The organism is Enterococcus sp. E5-37 (genome assembly GCF_035726925.1).
Classification (GTDB): domain Bacteria; phylum Bacillota; class Bacilli; order Lactobacillales; family Enterococcaceae; genus Enterococcus_B; species Enterococcus_B faecium.
The window spans coordinates 133,375-154,919 of record NZ_JAPMLG010000003.1; the positions used below are offsets into that span (position 1 = coordinate 133,375).

General features: G+C 38.7%; 17 protein-coding genes. 2 read left to right on the forward strand and 15 right to left on the reverse strand.

Going from position 1 to position 21,545, the window contains the following annotated elements:
- Nucleotides 1–104: 104 nt before the first annotated feature.
- The 4 genes from OS138_RS03485 to OS138_RS03500 form a co-directional block, all read right to left on the reverse strand.
- Complete coding sequence (locus tag OS138_RS03485) at nucleotides 105–2,132, reverse strand: lectin-like domain-containing protein (protein ID WP_002328023.1); 2,028 nt, start codon at nucleotides 2,130–2,132, stop codon at nucleotides 105–107.
- Between the two features lie 144 nt (nucleotides 2,133–2,276).
- Nucleotides 2,277–3,005 carry a WxL domain-containing protein gene (locus tag OS138_RS03490; protein WP_325069753.1) on the reverse strand — a complete coding sequence of 243 codons (729 nt, stop codon included), beginning with the start codon at nucleotides 3,003–3,005 and terminating at the stop codon, nucleotides 2,277–2,279.
- Nucleotides 3,006–3,523: 518 nt separating this feature from the next.
- On the reverse strand, nucleotides 3,524–4,423 hold the full coding sequence (locus OS138_RS03495; RefSeq protein WP_325069724.1) for a metallophosphoesterase: 900 nt from the start codon (nucleotides 4,421–4,423) through the stop codon (nucleotides 3,524–3,526).
- Nucleotides 4,424–4,432: 9 nt separating this feature from the next.
- A complete protein-coding gene (locus OS138_RS03500) occupies nucleotides 4,433–4,789 on the reverse strand; it encodes an iron-sulfur cluster biosynthesis family protein (protein ID WP_002287910.1) in 357 nt (118 codons plus the stop codon).
- A gap of 353 nt (nucleotides 4,790–5,142) precedes the next feature.
- Between OS138_RS03500 and OS138_RS03505 the strand changes: the two genes are divergently transcribed.
- Nucleotides 5,143–5,439: a hypothetical protein gene (locus tag OS138_RS03505; RefSeq protein WP_325069725.1), complete on the forward strand. Its 297-nt coding sequence runs from the start codon at nucleotides 5,143–5,145 to the stop codon at nucleotides 5,437–5,439.
- Between the two features lie 129 nt (nucleotides 5,440–5,568).
- Here OS138_RS03505 and OS138_RS03510 read toward each other — a convergent pair whose 3' ends face one another.
- Genes OS138_RS03510 through OS138_RS03525 form a run of 4 tightly spaced genes read right to left on the reverse strand, consistent with a single transcriptional unit; the run spans nucleotide 5,569 to nucleotide 9,199 of the window.
- Nucleotides 5,569–6,522, reverse strand: coding sequence for a siderophore ABC transporter substrate-binding protein (locus OS138_RS03510; protein WP_325069726.1), 954 nt, complete (start codon nucleotides 6,520–6,522; stop codon nucleotides 5,569–5,571).
- A 22-nt stretch (nucleotides 6,523–6,544) separates the two neighbouring features.
- Nucleotides 6,545–7,300 carry an iron ABC transporter ATP-binding protein gene (locus OS138_RS03515; protein ID WP_002297790.1) on the reverse strand — a complete coding sequence of 252 codons (756 nt, stop codon included), beginning with the start codon at nucleotides 7,298–7,300 and terminating at the stop codon, nucleotides 6,545–6,547.
- On the reverse strand, nucleotides 7,297–8,256 hold the full coding sequence (locus tag OS138_RS03520) for an iron chelate uptake ABC transporter family permease subunit (RefSeq protein ID WP_002297789.1): 960 nt from the start codon (nucleotides 8,254–8,256) through the stop codon (nucleotides 7,297–7,299). Before OS138_RS03520 ends, OS138_RS03515 begins: the two co-directional genes overlap by 4 nt.
- A complete protein-coding gene (locus tag OS138_RS03525; protein ID WP_002297787.1) occupies nucleotides 8,249–9,199 on the reverse strand; it encodes an ABC transporter permease in 951 nt (316 codons plus the stop codon). The genes OS138_RS03520 and OS138_RS03525 overlap by 8 nt, the downstream gene beginning before the upstream one ends.
- 149 nt (nucleotides 9,200–9,348) lie before the next feature.
- Here OS138_RS03525 and OS138_RS03530 point away from each other — a divergent pair, with 149 nt between their 5' ends.
- Nucleotides 9,349–9,801, forward strand: a complete 453-nt coding sequence (locus OS138_RS03530) for a YueI family protein (protein WP_002315517.1) — start codon at nucleotides 9,349–9,351, stop codon at nucleotides 9,799–9,801.
- An 87-nt stretch (nucleotides 9,802–9,888) separates the two neighbouring features.
- On the opposite strand, the gene gshAB is transcribed toward OS138_RS03530, so the two are convergent.
- From gshAB to OS138_RS03565, 7 genes are all read right to left on the reverse strand, one after another.
- Nucleotides 9,889–12,156: a bifunctional glutamate--cysteine ligase GshA/glutathione synthetase GshB gene (gene gshAB, locus OS138_RS03535; protein WP_325069728.1), complete on the reverse strand. Its 2,268-nt coding sequence runs from the start codon at nucleotides 12,154–12,156 to the stop codon at nucleotides 9,889–9,891.
- Nucleotides 12,157–12,342: 186 nt separating this feature from the next.
- A complete protein-coding gene (gene ftsY, locus OS138_RS03540; RefSeq protein ID WP_002287900.1) occupies nucleotides 12,343–13,341 on the reverse strand; it encodes a signal recognition particle-docking protein FtsY in 999 nt (332 codons plus the stop codon).
- 11 nt (nucleotides 13,342–13,352) lie between these two features.
- Nucleotides 13,353–14,162 carry a Cof-type HAD-IIB family hydrolase gene (locus tag OS138_RS03545; RefSeq protein ID WP_002287898.1) on the reverse strand — a complete coding sequence of 270 codons (810 nt, stop codon included), beginning with the start codon at nucleotides 14,160–14,162 and terminating at the stop codon, nucleotides 13,353–13,355.
- A gap of 8 nt (nucleotides 14,163–14,170) precedes the next feature.
- Nucleotides 14,171–17,752: a chromosome segregation protein SMC gene (gene smc / locus OS138_RS03550; protein WP_325069729.1), complete on the reverse strand. Its 3,582-nt coding sequence runs from the start codon at nucleotides 17,750–17,752 to the stop codon at nucleotides 14,171–14,173.
- 19 nt (nucleotides 17,753–17,771) lie between these two features.
- Nucleotides 17,772–18,458, reverse strand: a complete 687-nt coding sequence (gene rnc / locus OS138_RS03555; RefSeq protein ID WP_002287896.1) for a ribonuclease III — start codon at nucleotides 18,456–18,458, stop codon at nucleotides 17,772–17,774.
- Between the two features lie 347 nt (nucleotides 18,459–18,805).
- Nucleotides 18,806–20,587: an oligopeptide ABC transporter substrate-binding protein gene (locus OS138_RS03560; protein ID WP_325069731.1), complete on the reverse strand. Its 1,782-nt coding sequence runs from the start codon at nucleotides 20,585–20,587 to the stop codon at nucleotides 18,806–18,808.
- A gap of 25 nt (nucleotides 20,588–20,612) precedes the next feature.
- Nucleotides 20,613–21,527: an ABC transporter permease gene (locus tag OS138_RS03565; RefSeq protein WP_002287893.1), complete on the reverse strand. Its 915-nt coding sequence runs from the start codon at nucleotides 21,525–21,527 to the stop codon at nucleotides 20,613–20,615.
- Nucleotides 21,528–21,545 lie beyond the last annotated feature (18 nt).

Here is a 21,545-nt window from a genome sequence, read left to right on the forward strand (position 1 = left end):
TAAGAGAAGACTATAACAAAATCTTGTCTCTGTGGGACACAAGAGCCTATGGTACCTGTGCCCTTCTTGAAACTCAATAATTTTGTTATATTCTTCTCTTCCTGTTAATTTCCTGGGACATCTGCAAGTATCCAAGATAGTTTCCCCTCAAAGGTTCCGATTCTTTGGTTTTCTACAGGAATATCTATTCTGATTCCACGATGAGCTGTAGAATCTAAAAGAGAGGACAAATCGCTTTCACCCTTTTGATCACTTTCGAAAATCGTAACAGCGGATGTCCCTATAACCGTTGTATTTTCAGAGGTAACAAAGGAAAGAGCTTCTGGAAGCTCAAAATCTCCATTTGTAAGAACTTTCTCTTGTTTCAATTGTAATTTCCAACTTCCAAAAGCCCGTTCATCTATAATTTTCAACCCACCTGAAAACTGTCCGAATTCACTTAATGGTCTACTGGATATTTTATGTTTTCCAAAATTGACATATTGAGGAGCAGTTGAGAGATAAAGTTTGCCTTTTCTGTAATAAAAATAGATATCCTCTGTATTTTCGGAGAAGATGCCTTCTGTATTCGCTGAATCCGAGTCAAAAACATACCCTTCAATATCAATAGGAGTTTCTTTATACTTCTCTCCTATTTTCCCAGTGATTGTTTTCATTTCAGCAATATCAATCTGACTGTCTTTATCTTTATAATAAACATGGATATCTATCTCCTTCAGCTTTGCGATCTTTAGGTTTATTTCATTCGATTGCTCAATCAAATTCTCGTTTTCAAGGTATTCAAAATGCATAGTGAGTACTTTTTCAGGAATTACTTCCTGCAAAGTTGTCTCCAATTCGATTATTAACGTATCTCCAGCAATAAAATAATCTGTCAGATTTAGCGTGACTCGATTTCCGGTTATCAAGATATCTTTGGCATCAATTTGATTTCCATTGATCAAGATATGCTCGGGAATAGTTAATTCTTGTGGGAGGTCGATACTAGTCTGCATTTTCTTATATTCAAGAAAATCCCCCTCGACCTTCAATGTATTTCTGATAGTTATCTTATCGTTTCCTCCAGCTTCAGCGATGGCCCCATAATCACTATCGTTGACTTTTACATCAGCTGTTGATGTGACATTCGATGGAAGTCGCGTGACAGCGACAGCATTTTCTTGAAAAAAAGTACCTGTTGAAGAAGTAAACCCCCAATTTACTTCTGTAGAACCGAACTGCCTAATGAGATCAGGTATAATCCGAGAAGAGCGACCGACACCTTCCAAATCATAAGTAAGACTTCTTTGCTCCGCGTCCCATTTAATTATTAACAAGCGCCATGTGCCATTAGAAAGAAATGTAGGAGCTACCGTCACGCCAGTATGCTCTCCAGAATAATTATTATTATTTGGTTTAGGCGTGACAAAAGCGACATGTCCATGCCCTCTATTATCAGCAGTTATCTCTCGATCCATTCGATCAGAAGAACCACTATTTTTATACGTATCAAACTCAATCGAGAGCGCATTCGCAATGTAAGGTTGGCCAGAACGAGTAGAATATGAGCCAATTCCCATACCTGGCGATCCAATAACTTGACTGGGATTACTAGCCATTCTAGGATCGCCAGTCAATGTAAAGGTCATGCCATCTCCCGCTCTATCTCGTTGATTTCCTAAGTATAAATAAGATTTAAATGTAAAATCCGAGAGTAAACTAATCTTCTTATTTGACCAAATAGCTCCTCTTTGAGACCTTTCTGCTGGGTTCAACTGCAGTAACTTCCCATTTTCCAATATGGACGTACTAGTACCGATAGGTGTTTGAAAAATTTTATCGATAGAAATAATATTGGGATCGTCAGGCAGCTCAACCGCAGAAATTGGTGCATCTTCCAGTCCTTGTTTGTCCGAACCCTCAGCTTCTACGTTGTCAGTGGTCTCTCCACTACTCGAAATACTTAAATCCTCACTGCTTTCTTGTGTCTGGTTGGATTCTATTAAACTGTCGAATGTCGAAGTGAGTTTGCTTTCTTCGTCTCTTCTATTTCCATGCTCCAACTGATTCAATTCCAAAGAGTACCCTATGATCGGAAAGATATTAGTCACTAAGAGACTGCTTAAAATGAGCACGATCCTCCTCTTTTTCAATATATCTTTTCCTCCTGATCGTTAAATTCCTAGATGAACTATTCGTATCCAAACAAATTTAGCCTAGCCTTTGACAATTTTTGCTCGATTACCTCGCAAGACAATATGACTACGTATTTATTTTTAACAGTTCTTTTCAGTAAACTAGTTGTTAGGTGTATCTTCTAATGTCCAAACTAATTTAGTGGAATATTGTTGCGCTAACTTGACAGATGTACCAGGTACCGAAAGCTGTACCGCATCTTGATTTTCATTTTCATTTGCACCAAATCGATAGACCCAAGTCCCCACACCTGTTCCTGATTTAGCATTAATTGCTAACGTATTGTTTCCTCCCGGTGTCAACGTTAATTCAGAATTCACCGTTTCCGGCGTATATGTTGGATCGACCAAAGAAACAGCCTGCCCTTTCGTAAATTTCAGCTGTGCTCCAACTAGTTCATCCCCATTGGCAGTTTTAAACTGTTCTGGTTGAGAGACACTTAATTTCCACCCAGATAAGGTACCTCTCCTATCTGTCACTTGGACATATGTCGGTTTTCTAGACCCATCGTTCATCACATCAGCAGCTGCATAATACGTTTTATCCGCAGTAGAAATTTTTTGAGTCCCAAATTTGAATTTTGATCCATAATCAATCGATAATGCCCCTCCTGTTCCAGGGCTTGGAGGATCTGATGGATCGACAGGTTTATTGGGATCAGGATTCTCTGGATCAACAGGAGGAGTTACACCCTCATCTCCTGCTTCAAATGTAATCGTTCCTTCTGTGTTATATTCCTTTGGGTATACTTCAGTTGCAGAAACAAAAGTCGTACTTGCTACCATGCTGAATAACATCGTTGTTGCTGTTAATACGATTTCTTTTTTCATCATCGACATTCCTCTTTCTTTATTTACTAAACATATCAATCGATTGGATTAATCCATAGCAAAATTCTGTTTTACGATACTTATGAAATAAAAGAACATAGACCTATATTTGGTCCTATGTATCGATTAGTTATAAATGATTATCAGCCCGATTTGATTTCTAGTTTTTATTGCAACTTGATGCAAACACAATCTAGAAATACAGCTGTCATAGCCTTTAAAATAATTCGTAAGTCCCCCTCCTATCTATCAAAATGTGACTTGACTGCCTAGACTTCAATCAATATTAATTATAATTAAATAAAAAATGTATATTATATTTTTTTTGTGATTATCGTTCAAAAAAAGAATAAACGCTTGCATCTAGTACTCTGCGAGTTACAAATCATCCGATCAAATAAACATTCGCTGATTATTTTCCACAAAAAAAGCAGCATATCCACGATAAATGGATCTACTGCTCTTACTTATCCTTATGTTTTACAAGGTATTTTCTTTTACACATTACTAATGTTGTCTCAATACGGAACGATTGTCATCGCCTGTTCAAATTCCTCTTGCAAATGTTGTGTTTGATAGGCTTGAAAGGCCGGATGATGAGCACGCAAGAGGACACGTAATTTCATGGGTTCATAGCTATCTAACAGCTGTTCTTTCAAGACAAAATCTCGGGTCAGCTGCCATTCATAATAATAACCAAAAGGTCTGCAGCTGTAAATCGTGTGACCGATGGATTTATCTTCAAAGCGACGATGCGTATGGCCAAAAACTACTTGTTTGATATTTGAATAACGGTCAAGTAATTCTCCGAATGATTCTGATCCTAAAAACGCATTTAATTTGTTCCAACGCTCATAAGGAGCAGATTGATACACGATAAATGCCCGTTTAGGAACGAAATGAGTGGATAAAATCACCTCAAGGTTTTTTGCTTCCAGCTGGTCTAGCAAATTTTTTGCAGCTGCAAGCATTTCTGCATTGACCTCGAGATCTGTTTTCCCACGCTGGATGAACCGATCATACCAATACAAACGCTTCATTCGTACGATTGCCTCGTAATCTTTCAATTCGGAAAACTGATAGTCGTACCAGCCATTCATCCCTAAAAGAACGGTCTGCTCATTTAAAGCAATATACCGTTCATTTAAAAAATGTGGGTCTGGAAAATGGTCCATCATCTGTTCATTGGGCACATCTGCCAACTCGTGATTGCCGAAATGAAATGTCGTAGATAATCCTTTATTGGCGAAAAATTCGACAACCGCTAGGCAGCGATCTACTTTATTAGCCGTATCTCCGGCTAGATGAAGCCGAGTGATTTTGTACTTTTGCAAAACTTGCCAAAGCTGCATTAGCTCTGGTTCGCCGAATTTATTGATGTCCACATGTAGGTCGCTGATGATTGCCAAATTTCCCATTTTATCCCTCTAGTCTTTTCGAACAACTTGCAAGTTGCCTTTTCTCAAGCCGCTTGGTCCTTTTAATTGTAAACTATTATAAGTTGGTTCTAAAGCAAGTGTGGATGGATCATCCATGTAAAGTATCGCACTGTCTTTGATTTTGATTGGCCCAACAGGTGTATCAGCCACTACAGAATAAAGACTTAGATCTGTTTGTGTATCTTTTTTGACAATGATCAATCGAAATGCCGTATCCAATTGGCAACTGACTTGGCTTTCTGCAAATGGACCGTCACCGTTTTCGATATCTAATAAAAGTTGATCGTCTGCTTCTAATTTATTCTTCAATACTTCTTGTGCTTCTTTTGTCACTTCTAATTTCATCTGTATCACCTCATGTCATAGAATAATCACTTTATTCATCAGATGCAACTAATTTGTCTGGTTCTGACTGTTCTCAATTTATTGGAAAGTAAGTCATTCGTTTATTATGATTTCTCTTATCACAAAAGAGACAACTTTCCCTTTTCTTCGTTCAGTTTCTTGAACGGAAAAAGACCCAAAAAGCAACCTGTTATTTGTTTAACCTTATTCCTTTCTTAAATAACAAAAAATACTATAAAAAATAAAAAACCTTTAACAACTATTGGAAAAAGAATTACTTTTTGTTCACGGATTATTAACAATTCTTCGGTAGAGTAAACTTATCAAAAAAAGACTTCTTTGGAGGAATCACTATGAAGGAATATATAAAAAACATCTATTTTATCGAAGAAACACAAAATATCGAGGGTTCTTATATTGAAGTAAAAACACTCTTTGTCAATGAAGATAAAACCAAAGCATTGGATATTTATAAAAAATTAGCTTCAAAAAAAGCGAATAGTTTTGGATTGATATTAAGCGAGTATAAAATCAAAGCAGAAGAAAGTTATTTCTATCAATTATTAAAACGGTGGAGTAAGCTTCCTGCCGATTTTTATCGAAAAATGCAAATCATCAATTATCAACCACTTGCTGAGACACATGCCTAAATAGAGGTTGTGAAATCAGTGCTTTGAGCTGAGTATTAGAGAAAAAAGATTTCCCAAACACATAAAAATCGACCTCTAAAAGTTAGATTTTCCAGCTAACTTTTAGAGGTCGGTTCAATTTTTTTGATTCTACTTAAATGCTTGATTCACATCTTCGATCATCAGTTTCATTGATTCTAAACCGCCCCCGCTTAAATACCAGACATCTGGTTCAAGGGAGATGATCTGCTGATTTTTACCAGCATTCGTTTGTGCTACCAGTTCATTGGTAGAAATATCATCTTTGCTGTCGTCTCCACCAATAGCTTTTGTTCTGTCTACTACAAATAAGATATCCGGATTTTTTTCCAGCACATATTCATAAGAAACACTTTGACCGTGAGTGGATGCTTCGATTTGATCATCTGCTTGTTCAAAGCCAAATAAATCATGGATGAAACCGAATCTAGAACCAGATCCGTAGGCTGATAATTGCCCTTCATTCACAAGTGTGACTAGTGCTTTTTTGTCAGTAGCTTCTGCTTTCTTTTTCGTCTGATCGATTGCACTAGATAATTCCTCTAATTGAGTTTTAGCTTCTTCTTGCTTACCAAAGATCTCCCCTAAAGCAGTGACATTTTGCTGGAAAGATTCCCATGGATTTTTCGCATCTAAAGAAAGGAAAATGGTTGGAGCAATTTGACTTAGATCTTTTTGAAAATCTCTTTGCCGGCCAGAAATGATGATTAGATCTGGCTGAAGCTGATTAATTTTTTCTAAGTCTGGTTCTTTTATTCCACCTGCTGATTCTACTTTTTTATAGGATGAAAGATACTCAGGAAGGCTGCTTGTAGCTGCTCCAACTACCTTATCTCCAACACCAAGAGCATCCATCGTATCTAAAGAACCATTGTCGAATACGACGACTTTTTCAGGATTCTTTGGCACCTCGATTTGATCGCCATTACTGTCTTTTATCGTTAATGCCGTTTCAGCTTGCGTACTGCTTTTCTTTGTATCTGCCTGACTGGTGTTGTTGCTATTTCCACATGCTGCTAAACCAAATGATGCTAGAATCAAGATACCTACTACTAATTTTTTCATCTCTTCTCTCCTAATGTTAGTTTTAGAAATAAAGACAGAATCTGCGGCCTTCAATCTCACAAATCCGTATGTCCATTTCGTATAATTCATCCAATACATCTTTTTTTATCATTTCTTGGGTCGTTCCTTGCGTGAATAACTGTCCATCTTTCATCGCAACAATTTCGTCTGCATAACTTGCAGCAAAGTTGATATCATGAAGAACGATAACAATTGTTTTCCCGATTTCTTGTACTAATTTTTTTAAGATCTGCATGATTTGAACCGCAAAATTCATATCTAGATTGTTCAAAGGTTCATCCAGTAAAATATAATCCGTGTCTTGCGCTAGCACCATTGCAATATACGCACGTTGGAGTTGACCGCCTGAAAGAGTGTCAATCGATTGATCCGCTATTTCTTCTAACCCAAGGTGTTCCAGTGATTCCTGAACGATTTCCTCGTCTTTTGTCGTCAATTTTCCTTTCGTATAAGGAAATCGTCCAAATTCTACTAATTCTTTCACGGTGATTTGGACATTTATTTCATTCGATTGTCGTAGGATCGATAATTTTTTGGCTAATTCATTGGATTTCCAAGCCTTTACTTCGTTATGGTCTAAATAGATTTCACCTGTATCTTTTGGTATCAAACGACTGATCATCGACAACACGGTTGATTTTCCTGCCCCATTTGGACCAATAAAAGCAGTCAACTTCTTTTCAGGAATCGTTAACTGTACATCTTTGACCACTGATTTTCCATGGTACAGTTTATTGACCTTTTGTAAATCAATCATAGGATACTCTTCCTTTCGCGAATCAATTTTGTGACAAAATAAATTCCTCCGACAAATTCAACGACGACACTCACTGTTGTATTCCAGCCGAAAATCTGCTCTACTGCGAGCTGTCCTCCTGTCAGAAACAGCATAGCTACCAGAAAGCTTCCGATAAATAGCTGACCATGACGATAAGTAGAAAAGACACGATAACTGATATTTGCGACAATAAACCCTAAAAAAGTAACTGGACCCACAAGAGCCGTTGATGTCCCTGTCAAAAGACTGACACAACATAAAATCAAAAATTCAAAACGATCTGTGTCTATCCCGAGGTTTACTGCTTGTTCATTTCCGAGATGGAAAACGTCTAGCACATGTCGATATCGAAATAACAGGTACCAGCAGCCGATAATGATCAAAGAAGCAGGCAAAAGATACTGACTCTGGATATTGCCAAAGCTTGCAAATAATCTGCCTTGAAGCAAATCATATTCATTCGGATCCATGATGACTTGTAAAAAGGTACTGACACTACCAAAAAGCGTACCTAAAATCATCCCTGACATCAGTAATAAAAAAAGATTCGCTCTCATTTTTTTCAAAAGAAAGAAAAATAACAACAGACTCAGCCCAACCATCAGCCCAACGTTCAATAAGAAAAAACCTGTACCTGTCTGCTGAAGCATCGTCACTCCTCCGATAAAGAAGAAAAGGACCGTTTGGACAAGGACATATAACGACTCAAGTCCCAATACTGAAGGAGTCAAAAACTGGTTATGCGTAATTGTCTGAAAGCTGATTGTGGCACTGCTGACAGCTAGCGAGACAAGGATAAATGCAAAAATTTTCTTACTCCTCAATGCCCATGCAAAATGCCAGTTTCCATATGTATGGATCGTCAAGTACATTCCTGTAACAAATAAAACAAGAACAAGCATACCAATAAAAATAGATGGCTTTTTTTTAAGCATATCGTCGCCCCCTTATCAGAAGATAAAGGAAGATAGCCCCACCGATGATTCCAACGATCACACTGACTGGTATTTCATAAGGAAAAATCAACACGCGAGCGACAAGATCGCAAAATACTAAGAACAAACTACCTGCTAAAGCAGTTACGCCAATTGTTTTGTGCACTTGATCTCCATATATTCTAGAGACAAGATTCGGAATGATCACTCCGATAAAAGGAATGCTTCCTACCATGATCAACATGACTGCACTAGCCAATGATACTAAGCCAATGCCTAAAAACTGCATCTTCTGGTAATCTATTCCCAAATTTACTGCAAACGATTCGCCCAGACCAATGATCGTAAATCGGTAAGCAAATAGCCAAACCAAGAGCAACAATGGAACAACAGCATACAATAACTCATAATTTCCTCGTATCACAGTCGCAAAATTCCCTTGAAGCCATGAAGTCATATTTTGTACCAACTGGAATTGATAAGCAAAAAAAGTAGCAACTGAACCAATGATATTCCCTAACATGACTCCAATCAACGGAAGCATCAATTGATTTTTCTGGGGGAACAATCGCGTAAGGGATAAAAAAAGCAATGTTCCTGCAAAAGCAAAGCAAAATGCTGTCAAGGATCGGACAATCAAGGATGCACCAGGTAGGAAAATCATAGCCACTAAAATACCTAAACGCGCACTATCCATCGTGCCCGCAGTCGTTGGTGAAACAAATTTATTTTGGGTCAAATGTTGCATGATCAACCCACAAATACTACTGGTCGCTCCCACAAGGATCAAACAAATCGTTCGTGGCAAACGAGTCGCTAGCAAGATTTGTAAGCTTTGCCCATCTAACTGGAGCAGTTCTGACAATTGTACATTCGATACTCCGATGAACAATGAAATACTACTTAAAATAACTAATAATGCTACTAGTCGTCCGTAGCGCATCCAATCCACCTTTCTAATTGAGAATGATTTTCATTCTTATTTTAAGTGAATCGTTGAACAAAAGCAACCGCTTTTTCATATGTTTTAGGTATTATTGGGAATATGCTATAATCGTAAGAAAGACAAAGAGAAGAAGGAGGGTATTTTTTATGGCACAAGATGATGTAAAAAGCCATTTGGATAAGGGACTTTATGGTACACCTTTAGTGAACCCTGAAGAACAGCATAAATATTTAGGGACATTCAGGGAACGCTGCTATCTTAGTATGACTGTTGCTGAAATGATCCAACCAAAAAACAAAGAAAACTTTTTAAAAGAACTCAAAAAACATCCAGATGCTTCCATACTCTTGAATGGGGCTCTACCCCTTTCTGTCCAAAACCAATATATCCAGCTAGCAACGAAAAACAATAGCCGTTTCACTGTAGTCAACGATCACGTCACTGCAAATCCTGAGGAATTCGGATTGCTCTTAACAGCAAAAGAAGCAGTAAATGAACCTGTGATTGATATCGAAAAAAAATACCCAGAAGAAAACTCTTCGCCAGCTGAAAAAGAAAAACCAAAAAAGAAAAAAAGCTTCTGGGATCGTTTATTTTAAAACGAAAAAACACATAAATTTTTACATGCAAAAAAGCTTTTGATCAGATTGACATCAAATAGGACAATCTGTCAAAAGCTTTTTCTTTTAAAATACTTCAGGATATAACAATTTCAATACATTCATCGTCAATCTTCTGCCTTTTCCTGCAAAGGGATAAACATGCATATGCATCGCTGGATTGAAATTTGCTTCGATGATCCCATATGCTTTTTTATCAGTTGTAGGATCGATTTCTTTATCTGGTATAATCAAATCGATACCACTAATCTTAGCTCCTAGTGCTTCTACCGCAGAAACGGCGATTTTTTTGTAAGCTTCAGAAAATTCATCAGTCATATCGATCGAATCACCACCTGTACTGATATTTGAGTTCTCCCTTAGATAAACAATTTGATTGGCTTGGGGAACTGATTCGATCGTCAACCCTTGTTCTTTCAACATCAATTGTTCTAATTCACCTAATTGGATCAATTCTAAAGGTGCACGATGATTCGTTCCACGCAAAGGGTCACTATTTTTTTCTTCAACAAGTTCTTTCACTGTTCGGATACCGTCACCAATAACATTAGCAGGGACTCGCAACATGATGGCTTGGACTTCTCCGTCGATCACAAAGAAACGATATTCCGTTCCCGGCATAAATTCTTCTACTAAAACCGAACTGTCTTCACGAAAAGCAATGGCTAAACCTGCTTGATAATCTTCCAGACTAGCTCCTTCCTTGAAAATCGTGATACCTAACCCGTAATTGGTTGATTTAGGTTTGATCACAAATGCCTGCTCGGCAAATCTCGGATAAGCTTTTACCGCTTCTTCCATGGATGAAAATTCTGCGCCTCCTGGTACCCGGAAACCAGCTTCTTTTAAGACTTTTTTCGTTACTGTTTTGTTTTCCATGATAAGTGGGATGATATAGCTGTCCTTACTTGTCATGTTTGCATTTTTCACATATTCTACATGGTCTTGGAATTGCAGACGCAAAAATTGATCCGACTCATCTAATACTTTGACTTGGACACCTTTTTGGATGGCATCGAACATAAATATTTGAGTAGAAAGTTCCATTTCGCGAAAACCGGCCAACTGATAGGGACGTTCATGGCTTTCTTTATAATATTGATGTCCCAATGCCACAGCAACTTCTTGCTGACTCGATAGCTGTGCTTCTTGATAGAGTTTCGCTGCTAACGTTTGTTCAGGATGATCCATTTGAGTCAATGCTTCCTCTACTAAATAAAGAGAATCCAACCAATCCAATTCAACCAGCATTTGCTTCATCCCTTCAAGAATTTCTCTACCTTCTTGATGAAATTCTGTTTGATCTGATGGTTGTTCTAGTGCTACTTTGTTATTTCGAGTCGTACCTTCTGCTACCCATTGGTCACAGTCTTCTTTTTCTTCTGTCCATAACATGTACATCAGGAATAATTGTAAGAACCGAACTTGCTCTGGATTGATACCCAGCCTTGCATAAGGGTTCAGATCGATATTCCGCAATTCAATATAACGAACACCTGTTGTTGCTAAATCTGCGACTTTCTTTCCGCCTCGGAAACGAAGCGGTGTATAAAATTCTTTCTCCTCCGAAAGTTTCCCTTCTTCGATCATTCGCTCGATATCTGCTAAATACTGTTTCATAGAAGCATAGGAAACTTTCACATTTGGATGATTCGTATAGCCCAGCGCACTGTTGCGAATACTGCGAACGGGTTCTTGCGGATGTGATTCATCTAAAAAATAGTTCTTCTCACTCATTGGTGAAGCACCGAATAAATAAGTAATCATCCAGCGATAGCGCATAAAGTTTCTCGCTGTTTTCAAATAAAGTTCTGTTTTGAATTCGGAAAAATCTTGAAATTCTTCCTGATGGCTAAACAATGTTCTTAGCAACTCATCGCCAAATTCAAAATTGAAATGGATACCGCTTACCATCTGTTTTCGCTTCCCGTATTCTTTTGCTAAATAACGTCGATACAAGACATCTTCGAAATTTTTTAATTTTGCAATAATAATCTCTTCGTCTTTTTCCGGTAATGCAGGTGGCATACTTAATGGCCAGATCATCTCTTCTTTCGGTATAGAACGAGCAGTCACATCATAAACAGCAGCGAGATACTGAAATAATTCGGGAATAGAATCGGTAACAGGGGTGATCATCTCTGTTTGTGTTTCGCTAAAATCTGTTTGGATATAGGGGTGATAGGATCGATCGCCAAAGATTGCTGGATGATCGGTTTTTGCTAGATTTCCTGCAAGATCAACCCGCTGTCCTTCCCGTTCTATACCAAATCGAGCTTGGTCGATAAAAGGGCGCGCGTTGATATGCAATAATAATTGCTTAAAATTCATCATTAAGTGACCTCCAATTCATATGAATCTAATTATAATCAAAAAGTCTAAGAAAAAGAACGAAATTGTTTGAGAACCGCTTACAAATAAGTATAAAAATGAAGGCATCAAAAACACAGCTATGTTAAAAACAATCATTCAAACAAGGAGCTGCAACTTTTGTCACAGCTCCTGCTTTTTAGACATGGGTTATTCTTCTTTTAGTAATCCTTTGAACAATCCAACGACAAAATCATTTGGATCAAACGGCTCCAAGTCATCGATTCCTTCACCAAGACCGACCAATTTCACTGGTAAATGCAATTCATTGCGGATAGCAAGTACGATACCGCCCTTTGCTGTACCATCTAATTTTGTCAAAACAAGACCGGTCACATCTGTTGTTTCTTTGAATTGTTTTGCTTGAACCATCGCGTTTTGACCAGTTGTTGCATCTAGTACAAGAAGTGTTTCTTGGGGTGCTTCTGGTAATTCCCGCTGGATTACTCGTTTTATTTTTTCTAATTCGTTCATCAAGTTCACTTTATTTTGCAGTCGGCCTGCAGTATCAACTAGCAAAACATCTGCCTGCTCTGTCTTTGCTCTTTCCAAAGCATCGAATACGACAGCTGCTGGATCGCCGCCTGCATTGCCACGAACAACTTCAACACCAGCGCGTTCGCCCCAGACAACTAACTGGTCGATTGCTCCAGCACGGAAGGTATCTGCTGCTGCCATCAATACTTTTTTACCTTCGTTTTTGAACTGATGGGCAAGTTTACCAATACTTGTTGTTTTCCCTACACCATTAACACCGACAAACAAAATAACTGTTAGTCCGTCTTCTTGGATATTTAGTTCATTTACTTCATTGATTCCTTCCGCTTCATAGAGATCCACAAGTTTCTCGATGATCGCATTTTGGACTTCTGCCGATTTTTTCGCATTTCTGAGTTTCACTTCTTGACGTAATGCTTCGGTGATTCGTATCGCTGTTTCAAAACCTACATCTGCACCGATAAGTGTTTCTTCTAATTCTTCAAAAAAGTCTTCATCGACTGTTCGAAAATTGGCAAACAACTCATTCATCCGTTCACCAAATGTTTTACGCGTCTTTTCTAAACCCTTGTCGTACTTCTCCTGTACTTCAACTTCTTCTGTTTTCTCTTCGCCAGTAAAAGCACGCTTGATTTTATCAAAAAATCCCATTTGACTCCCCCCTACTCTAATACAAATTTTTGGATCACTTTGGCTACGCCATTTTCTTCATTGCTGGCTGTCACGAAATCTGCTGCTTCTTTGACGAAAGGCACAGCATTCTCCATCGCTACGCCTAGTCCAGCGTATTGGATCATCGGTAAATCATTTTCTTCATCACCGATTGCCATGATTTCTTCTTGTTTCAAACCAAGATCTTTTGCCAATAAAGAAATACCATAAGCTTTTGTAACACCTTTTGGCATAAATTCCAAAAGCATACTTCTCGTTTTGATGATCTCATACATTTCATGGAATTCTGCTGGTATTTCTTTGATTTTAGGATCTAATTCTTCTTGGTCATAAGCGATTACTGCCTTATTAAGCACAAATTCATCTGTAATATCGCTTATATCCGCTGGTTGGAATTGCAGCAGCTTATTCAACACATTGTACAAGGATTGCTTCCTTGGGGCACTAGGCAGCTGTAAAACCACATTGTCAGACAAAACATCTAGTGGCAGATCCAATTGCTGAGCCAGTTTGTATAAGCGTTGGATATCTGATACTTCCATCACTTTCTTTTCCATGATTTCACCAGTATCATTTTTTTGTACCAAACCGCCGTTGAAAGTAATGCTGTAGTCACCTTCATCTACCAGTCCTAATTCTTGCAGATAATGCGCCATCGCAGCTAAGGGGCGTCCTGTACATAGAACGATCTTGACCCCTTGCTGTTTTGCTTGTGCTAATGCTTGTTTATTCTCATCTGAAATCAGCTTTTGTTCATTTAATAATGTACCGTCCAAATCGATTGCTACTAATTTGATCATTTTCGTTCCTACACTTTCGTTTCGTTGATTTTCGCCTCTTCATTGATATCTTCCATCCGTACAGAAACGATTTTTGATACACCGGATTCCTGCATCGTCACTCCGTACAGTACATCTGCTGCGACCATCGTTCCTTTGCGGTGTGTGACTACGATAAATTGTGTGTCATCTTGGAAATCACTCAAGTAACGACCAAAACGTTTCACATTTGCTTCATCTAACGCTGCTTCTACCTCATCTAAGATGCAAAACGGAACAGGACAGACACGGATAATAGAAAAGAGCAGCGCGATGGCTGTAAGTGCTCGTTCTCCTCCAGAAAGCAAACTTAAACTTTGCAGTTTTTTGCCAGGAGGTTGTACTTCAATCTCAATACCTGTTTTCAGCAAATCAGTTGGTTCTGTCAGTACTAATTCAGCTTTACCGCCGCCAAACATATTTGGAAAGACAATTTTGAATTCTTGACGGATAGCTTCAAATACTTCTTTGAATCTTGTCCGCACTTCATCATCCATCTCATCCATCGTTTCAAACAATTGGTTTTTCGCTGCTAACAGATCATCTCGCTGTGTCGCTAAGAATGTATGTCTTTCACTGACTTGTTCGTATTGTTCGATTGAATTTAAGTTTACTGGTCCCAGTTTTTCAATCTGTTCTTTTAAGGAGGCAACCTTTGTTCTACTGTCTTCGATATCGGTTGTTTCTTGATAGTCTTGGGAAGCTTTCTCAAATGTCAGCTGATATTCTGACTGCAGATAGGTCAAATGATTATCTAAAATCATTTCAGCTCGGTCTTTTTGGACTTCTAATTTGGATTGTTCCGACAGTCGTGCTTTTTGCTCACGATTACGCTCTGCCAAGACTGCTTCAAGTTTATCGATCTCCTTTTGCCTTCTATCTCGCTGCTCTTTGGCTTTTGCCAACTCGGCTTTTAATGTTTCTCGCTGAGCAGATAATTCGTTAATTTGTTTTTCCAAACTTTCTTCTGTGACTTCATGATCAGAAAAGTCTGCTGTCAATGTCGCCAACTGCTTTTCTATCGCTTCTTGACGTTCGGTTGCCTCTGCTTTTTGGACTCGGGCACCGCGGAGCTGGATCTGCAGATGATTAAACTGCTCTTTCAAGACAGCAAGATCTGCTTGTTCTTGTGCTTTTTGACTTTGTACTTGTGCTCTTCTGGCTTCCATCTGGTCGCTTTCTTGACTTAACGATTTGATTTCTTCGTCGATTTTTTGTCGTTGCGATTCAAGATCTGTTTGTTTGTCTTTCAATTCGTTCGTTTGCTTTTCGTAATCTTCGATAAACTGCTGCAGTTCACGTGTCTCAAAAGTTGAGATTTGCTTTTCTTTTTCAAAACGTTCAAGTTCATTTATGATGTTTTGCAGCTGATTTGTCGCTTCTTGTTCTTCAAAACGTAATTGTTCGCCTCGTGTACGCAAAACTTCTTGTTCTTCGGCTAAACGAGCTGTTTCTTGTTGCAGCTCCTGAACTTTTTTTTCTTGTGCTTGGAGTTGTTTATCTGCTTCTTCAAATTCACTAGTCAACTGTTTCAATTCTTGATTTTGTACAAACAAACTGCCTTGGTTTCCTCGTTTATTCGCTCCACCTGTCATGGATCCTCCGGCATTCATCACATCACCTTCTAAGGAAACCACTCGATATTGATAGCGGATCGTTTGCGCGATTGCATTGGCACTAGTTAAGTCTTTGGCTAAAAGGATCGTTCCTAGCAGGTTTTGAACCACAGTTTGGATTTGATCGGGATAACTGACTTGTTCACTGGCAATCCCTATAAACCCTTCTACAGCTGCTGCTTGTGTCAATATATGAGCCGGTAATTGTCTTGGTTTGATTGTCGTCAGCGGAAGGAATGTTGCTCTTCCTCCTCTTTGCTGTTTCAAATACGTGATGGCTTGCCGAGCATCTTTTTCATTTTCAACGATGACATGCTGGGCTGCCCCACCTAAAGCTGTTTCGATAGCTAACGTGAAATCTGCAGGAACATCGATCAGTTCAGCCACTGCTCCGACAATACCCGAAAGCTGCTGTTTATGCTGCAAGACCAATCGAACCCCTTGGTAAAAACCAAAATAGTTTTCTTGGATTTCTTGAAGGCTTTTCTTACGAGCACGTAGCTGCTGGACTTGATTCATTAATTGATACATTTTAGGCTGTTCTTTTGCTAATGCTTCTTGGAACTTTTTCCCGTTTTGTTGGATCATTTCTAACTTCTCTTTTGTTTCAGTTAAAGAGGATTTTAGCTGCGCCTGCTTTTGTGTCAATTCTTCTTTTTGTAAGATCAATCGGTCTACTGATGCTTCTACTTCCGATTGCTTGGCTAACGTCTGCTTACTTTTTGCTGTTTCTTGTACATATTGACGTTCTAGATACTTCAGTTCGTTTCCTACAGCTGCTTGCTCTTGCATCAAATCAACATATTGATCTCTTAGTTCTGCCAGTAATTCTTTCGTTGATTTTTGGTATTTTTCTAATTCTTGCTGTGTTTTTATGAGACTTGCTTCAGCTTTTTGGATTTCTGTTTCTTTTTCTGCTGCTTCTTTCAACAAGCTTTCTTGAAGCTTTTCAAAATGTTTAACCTTTTTTTGTGCTTCTGCTAATGAAGTTTGATATTCTTGCGAGCTTTTTTGTGTATGCTTTGTCCGCTCCTGCAAAACATCTTTTTGTCCTTCTGTCTGCTTCAGTTTTTCCGAAAGATCTAATAATACTTGCTGATTTTTTTCAATCAGACGGTCGGCTTGCGCATTTTCTTTACGCTGCTTCGCCAAAATGGATTCTTGTTCTTGGATCGACTCAGATAGTTTGCCTAATTCTAGATTGAATTTCGCAAGCTGTGCTTGTTTGTTGTCCCAATCTTTTTTTGCTGTCTTGATTTCGGCAACCATCAAAGAGACATCGGTTTGAGTCAGTGTTTCTTTTAGCCGTAAAAACTCCTTTGCTGCCTCACTCTGGGCGGCCAAAGGAGTTAACTGTTCTTCCAATTCGTGGATGATGTCTTGGACGCGGCTGAGGTTGTCTTCTGTTTCAAAAAGCTTCTGTTCTGCTTTCTTTTTCCGCTGCTTGTATTTCAAGACACCAGCTGCTTCTTCAAAAATCCCGCGACGGTCTTCCGGTTTACTACTGAAAATCGCTTCTACTTTTCCTTGAGAAATGATTGAGAATGATTCTTTTCCTAATCCAGAGTCTAAGAACAATTCTTGGATATCTTTTAATCTGCAGCTTTGTTTATTGATGAAAAACTCGCTTTCCCCAGTCCGTCGATAACGGCGGGTTACACTGATCTCATTGTACTCCAATGGCAGATAATGATCACTATTGTCTAAAATCACTGTGACTTCTGCAATATTCAGCTGCTTACGGGTATCGGAACCGGCAAAGATGATATCCGGCATTTTTCCGCCTCGCAGACTTTTAGCAGATTGTTCTCCTAATACCCAGCGGATAGCTTCTGTAATATTGCTTTTTCCACTGCCATTTGGTCCAACCACTGCTGTGACGCTATTTTCAAAGTCAATGACTGTCTTGTCTGCAAATGATTTAAAACCGGCTATTTCAATTCGTTTCAAATACAAAGCTTTCCCTCACTTACTTTTACAGTGCTGCCAATGCATTTTCCGCCGCAGCTTGTTCTGCTAATTTTTTCGATTTTCCTTGTCCAGTGCCAATCAATTGATCATCTACATAAACTTCGATCCAAAATACTCGTTCATGAGCTGGACCTTCTTCATTGATCAATCGGTATTCGATTGATACATCACCTGATTTTTGCAAGACTTCTTGTAGTTTTGTTTTATGATCCATCTCATGTGAAAAAGCACCTGCTTTGACTTTAGGAAAAATCACTTTTTCGATGAATGCATGGGTTGTGTCGAATCCCTGGTCAAGATATAACGCGCCTAAAAAAGCTTCGAATAGGTCGCAAAGCAATGCTGGTCGCGTACGTCCTCCTGAATTCTCTTCTCCCTTGCCCAACAAAACATATTGATCAAAGTGACATTCTTTGGCAAATTTCGACAAGCTGTCTTCGCGAACGATCGCAGCTCGTGTTTTTGTCAATTTTCCTTCTGGCAAATGAGGATATAAACGGAATAAATACTGAGAAACCATCAGTTCTAAAACGGCATCTCCTAAAAATTCAAGTCGCTCATTATCCGATAATTGCAGATTGCGATGCTCATTCACATAGGATGAATGGGTAAAAGCTTGTTCAAGCAAATTTAGATCGTGAAAAACGATGTTATAGTTTTCTTTTAGTTCTTTTGTCAGCTGGTTGTCCATTTTCCACATTCCTTTTATGGATATTTTTTCGATACTTCCTTATTATACTGGTTTTTTGTCAAATTTGAAATGGTTCGGTCAAAAGGTAAGTAAAGCTTTAATAATCCTAGTGATTGACGAGAAGTTGTGAAAAATTCGTTTAGTTTCGAGTATGAAGAAAAAATTTTGTGAAAATGGCTTTCCATATTTTTGCATAAATTTGACTTAATACCGAGAAACTGGACTTTGAACACCGTTTATTGGAGAAGTCATGAAATCAGCGCCTTGACCTGAATATTAGAGAAATAAACAGAAAAATATCAAAAAACCGAAAAAGGACATCGCCCTTTTTCGGTCATTTTTAGTGATTATGAACGTGAATCTGCTGTAACAGAAACATTTGCCCATGGGTTTGGTACATCATAAGACCAATCCCAGTCTTTGACACGGTCGTTGACTGGCAATACTTCATTACGGAACAACGTTGGAATCGCAAATGCTTCTTCAAATGCATATTGTTGCCATTTTTGATATGCTTCTTTTTGGTACTCTTCATCAAATGCTTTGCTTGAACTGATATCGTTGATCAATTTTGTATTTTCTTCTGATTCATAACGAGTGTAGTTGAACGCAGCATTTGGTCCCCATAGTCCACTTGGATTTGGATCAGTTCCTGTATTCCAAGCAGCTTGGTAAACATCAATTTCAGGATCATCGTTTTCTAATTTATCATAGAAAGAATTGAATTCGATCAGACGACCTGTTGTGTATTGGACATCCAAACCAATTTCTTTCCATTGTTGGATATAGTAATCTGCCAATGGTTGCGCTGTTTCCCCACCGGACATCGAAGCAAAGTTGATTGTTAGTTTATTTCCATCTTTGTCTTCTCTTAAACCATCGTCATCCACATCTTTGTAGCCAGCATCATCTAATAGTTTTTTCGCTTTGTCTAGATCTTGTGTGAATCCTTTCATCTCATCATCATGGTATGACTGGAATACTGGAGGGATCAATGAAGTCGCATTGCTTCTCAAACCTGCATAGAAACGTTCACCTACTGCATCATTATCTAGTGCATAGCCCATTGCTTGACGTAATGATTTATCAGCCATTTTTGAATCTGGATTGTATTCCACACTCTTTGTATCTGCATTCCATTTACCTAACTTGAATCCTAGATAAGTATAAGAAGTTTGTTCACGGCCTAAGTTTGTATAGCCAGCAATTTCTTTATAGGTATCGTAAGTATCTGTTGGCATTTGGAAAATCATATCATATAATTTAGAGTTCAATGCTTCAGTTGCACTTGCCATCGGTACAGATTTCATCGTGATCTTTTTCAATTTAGGCGTACCATTCCAGTAGTGCTCGTTTGGCAAGTATTCTACTGATTCTCCTGCAACGATATTACTCATGTAATAAGGGCCAAAAGTCACTGGATTTTTACGTACTTGATCGCTTGATTCCATATCTTTGATTGCTACACCTACTAACGTATGTTTTGGTGCTGCATATGACCAGATACCACCACCCGATTGAAGCATGCTTGGGTTTACTTCTTTATATTCGATTTCAACTGTTTTGTCGTCTATTTTTTTGATTCCGGAGATTGTGTCGGCACTTCCATCATGATATTCTTCCATACCTACGATGTTACGGAAAGTGTCGTCATAACGGATACCAGTGTAATCTTTATTCCCAATGATTTCGTAAGGGAAAATCACATCGTCCGCCGTTACATCTTCACCATCTGACCATTTGACGTTGTCTTTTACTTTGATTGTCGCTTTTTTCGTATCTTCATCTAGATCAAGCGTTGCAGCTCCGTCGTCTGTGATTCTGAAATCGTCATCGTTTGCAAATAACGCTTCATGAGAAGGAGCCATAAAAGCTGCATCATATGAATCTTGGTAAAACTCCCACTGGAACAATCCTTTGAACTGACTGTCCGTTGCGACCGCAGCTTCTAATTCGCCGTCTTCGATTGCATCATCATTATTTTTTGTTGCAATTGGAAAAGTTAATTCCTCTTTGTTATTGCCGTTGCCTCCAGAGTTGTTTCCAGAGGTATCTGTACCTCCGCCCCCGCATGCTGCAAGAACGACAGCAGACATCAGCGTTGCAAATCCAAAAATCGTTTTCTTCATTCCTATTTCCCCCTTCGCTTCTATACTAGCCTAACCGTTGGCGTGCATCTGCAGAACGCTTGAATGCTTGTCCAACATAATTGATACTCAACATCAAAACTAAAATAAGGATTGATGCGGGTAACCAGATCCATTGCCGATTCACTAAGACTTCTCCGTTACTTGCATAACCGATCAGTGTACCTAAACTAGGTACATTTGCCGGCAAGCCGAAACCTAAGAAAGTCAAAGTTGTCTCGATACCGATGTTTGCCGCAAAGTTCATCGTCAAATTAGTAATGATTAATGAACTTAGATTCGGCATGATTTCGCGGAACATGATTTTAAAATCATTGGTTCCCATTGTTTTTGAGGCACTGACATAATCTCTTCTTGCTTCAGATAATGTCTTGCTTCGGAATAATCGGGCTTTAGCTACCCAATAAAATGCACTCATGATGAAAATAAAGGACCAGACATTGTATCTGGAAATAATCGATACGAAGACGATAATGATCAGCATGATCGGTAGAATCATGATAAAATCAACGATCCGCATCAAGATGTTGTCAATGATCCCTCCGTAGTAGCCGGAGATGATCCCTAATCCAACCCCGATGATCGAAGTAAGGATCGTGATCGCAAATCCGATCGTAACAGAGTTTCTAGCACCTATGATCAATTGTCCTAATACATCACGTCCGCCTTCATCTGCTCCCAGAATGAACTTTTGTCCTTGTGTCGAAACTGTTCCTGGTGCAGCGTATTTGTCGAAGATACTAACATACATCACTTTGTCTTGATCGGTCAGCATCGCACCGATAAAGATCACTAATAATAAAACCACTAGCAAACCTAATGAAAAAATAGCAATTTTATCTTTTTTAAATTCTCGAGCAATCATTCGTATCCCCATAGGAGGAATACTTTCTTGAACTGCTGTATTGTTTTTTTCACTCATCGATCCATTCTCCTTTCT

Coding starts and splice junctions, on each gene's coding strand:
- OS138_RS03560 (WP_325069731.1), bottom strand. CDS start 20,587: ATGAAGAAAACGATTTTTGGATTTGCAACGCTGATGTCTGCTGTCGTT.
- ftsY (WP_002287900.1), bottom strand. CDS start 13,341: ATGGGATTTTTTGATAAAATCAAGCGTGCTTTTACTGGCGAAGAGAAA.
- OS138_RS03520 (WP_002297789.1), bottom strand. CDS start 8,256: ATGCTTAAAAAAAAGCCATCTATTTTTATTGGTATGCTTGTTCTTGTT.
- OS138_RS03525 (WP_002297787.1), bottom strand. CDS start 9,199: ATGCGCTACGGACGACTAGTAGCATTATTAGTTATTTTAAGTAGTATT.
- OS138_RS03510 (WP_325069726.1), bottom strand. CDS start 6,522: ATGAAAAAATTAGTAGTAGGTATCTTGATTCTAGCATCATTTGGTTTA.
- OS138_RS03530 (WP_002315517.1), top strand. CDS start 9,349: ATGGCACAAGATGATGTAAAAAGCCATTTGGATAAGGGACTTTATGGT.
- OS138_RS03505 (WP_325069725.1), top strand. CDS start 5,143: ATGAAGGAATATATAAAAAACATCTATTTTATCGAAGAAACACAAAAT.
- OS138_RS03545 (WP_002287898.1), bottom strand. CDS start 14,162: ATGATCAAATTAGTAGCAATCGATTTGGACGGTACATTATTAAATGAA.
- OS138_RS03495 (WP_325069724.1), bottom strand. CDS start 4,423: ATGGGAAATTTGGCAATCATCAGCGACCTACATGTGGACATCAATAAA.
- OS138_RS03565 (WP_002287893.1), bottom strand. CDS start 21,527: ATGAGTGAAAAAAACAATACAGCAGTTCAAGAAAGTATTCCTCCTATG.
- OS138_RS03490 (WP_325069753.1), bottom strand. CDS start 3,005: ATGAAAAAAGAAATCGTATTAACAGCAACAACGATGTTATTCAGCATG.
- rnc (WP_002287896.1), bottom strand. CDS start 18,458: ATGGACAACCAGCTGACAAAAGAACTAAAAGAAAACTATAACATCGTT.
- OS138_RS03500 (WP_002287910.1), bottom strand. CDS start 4,789: ATGAAATTAGAAGTGACAAAAGAAGCACAAGAAGTATTGAAGAATAAA.
- OS138_RS03515 (WP_002297790.1), bottom strand. CDS start 7,300: ATGATTGATTTACAAAAGGTCAATAAACTGTACCATGGAAAATCAGTG.
- gshAB (WP_325069728.1), bottom strand. CDS start 12,156: ATGATGAATTTTAAGCAATTATTATTGCATATCAACGCGCGCCCTTTT.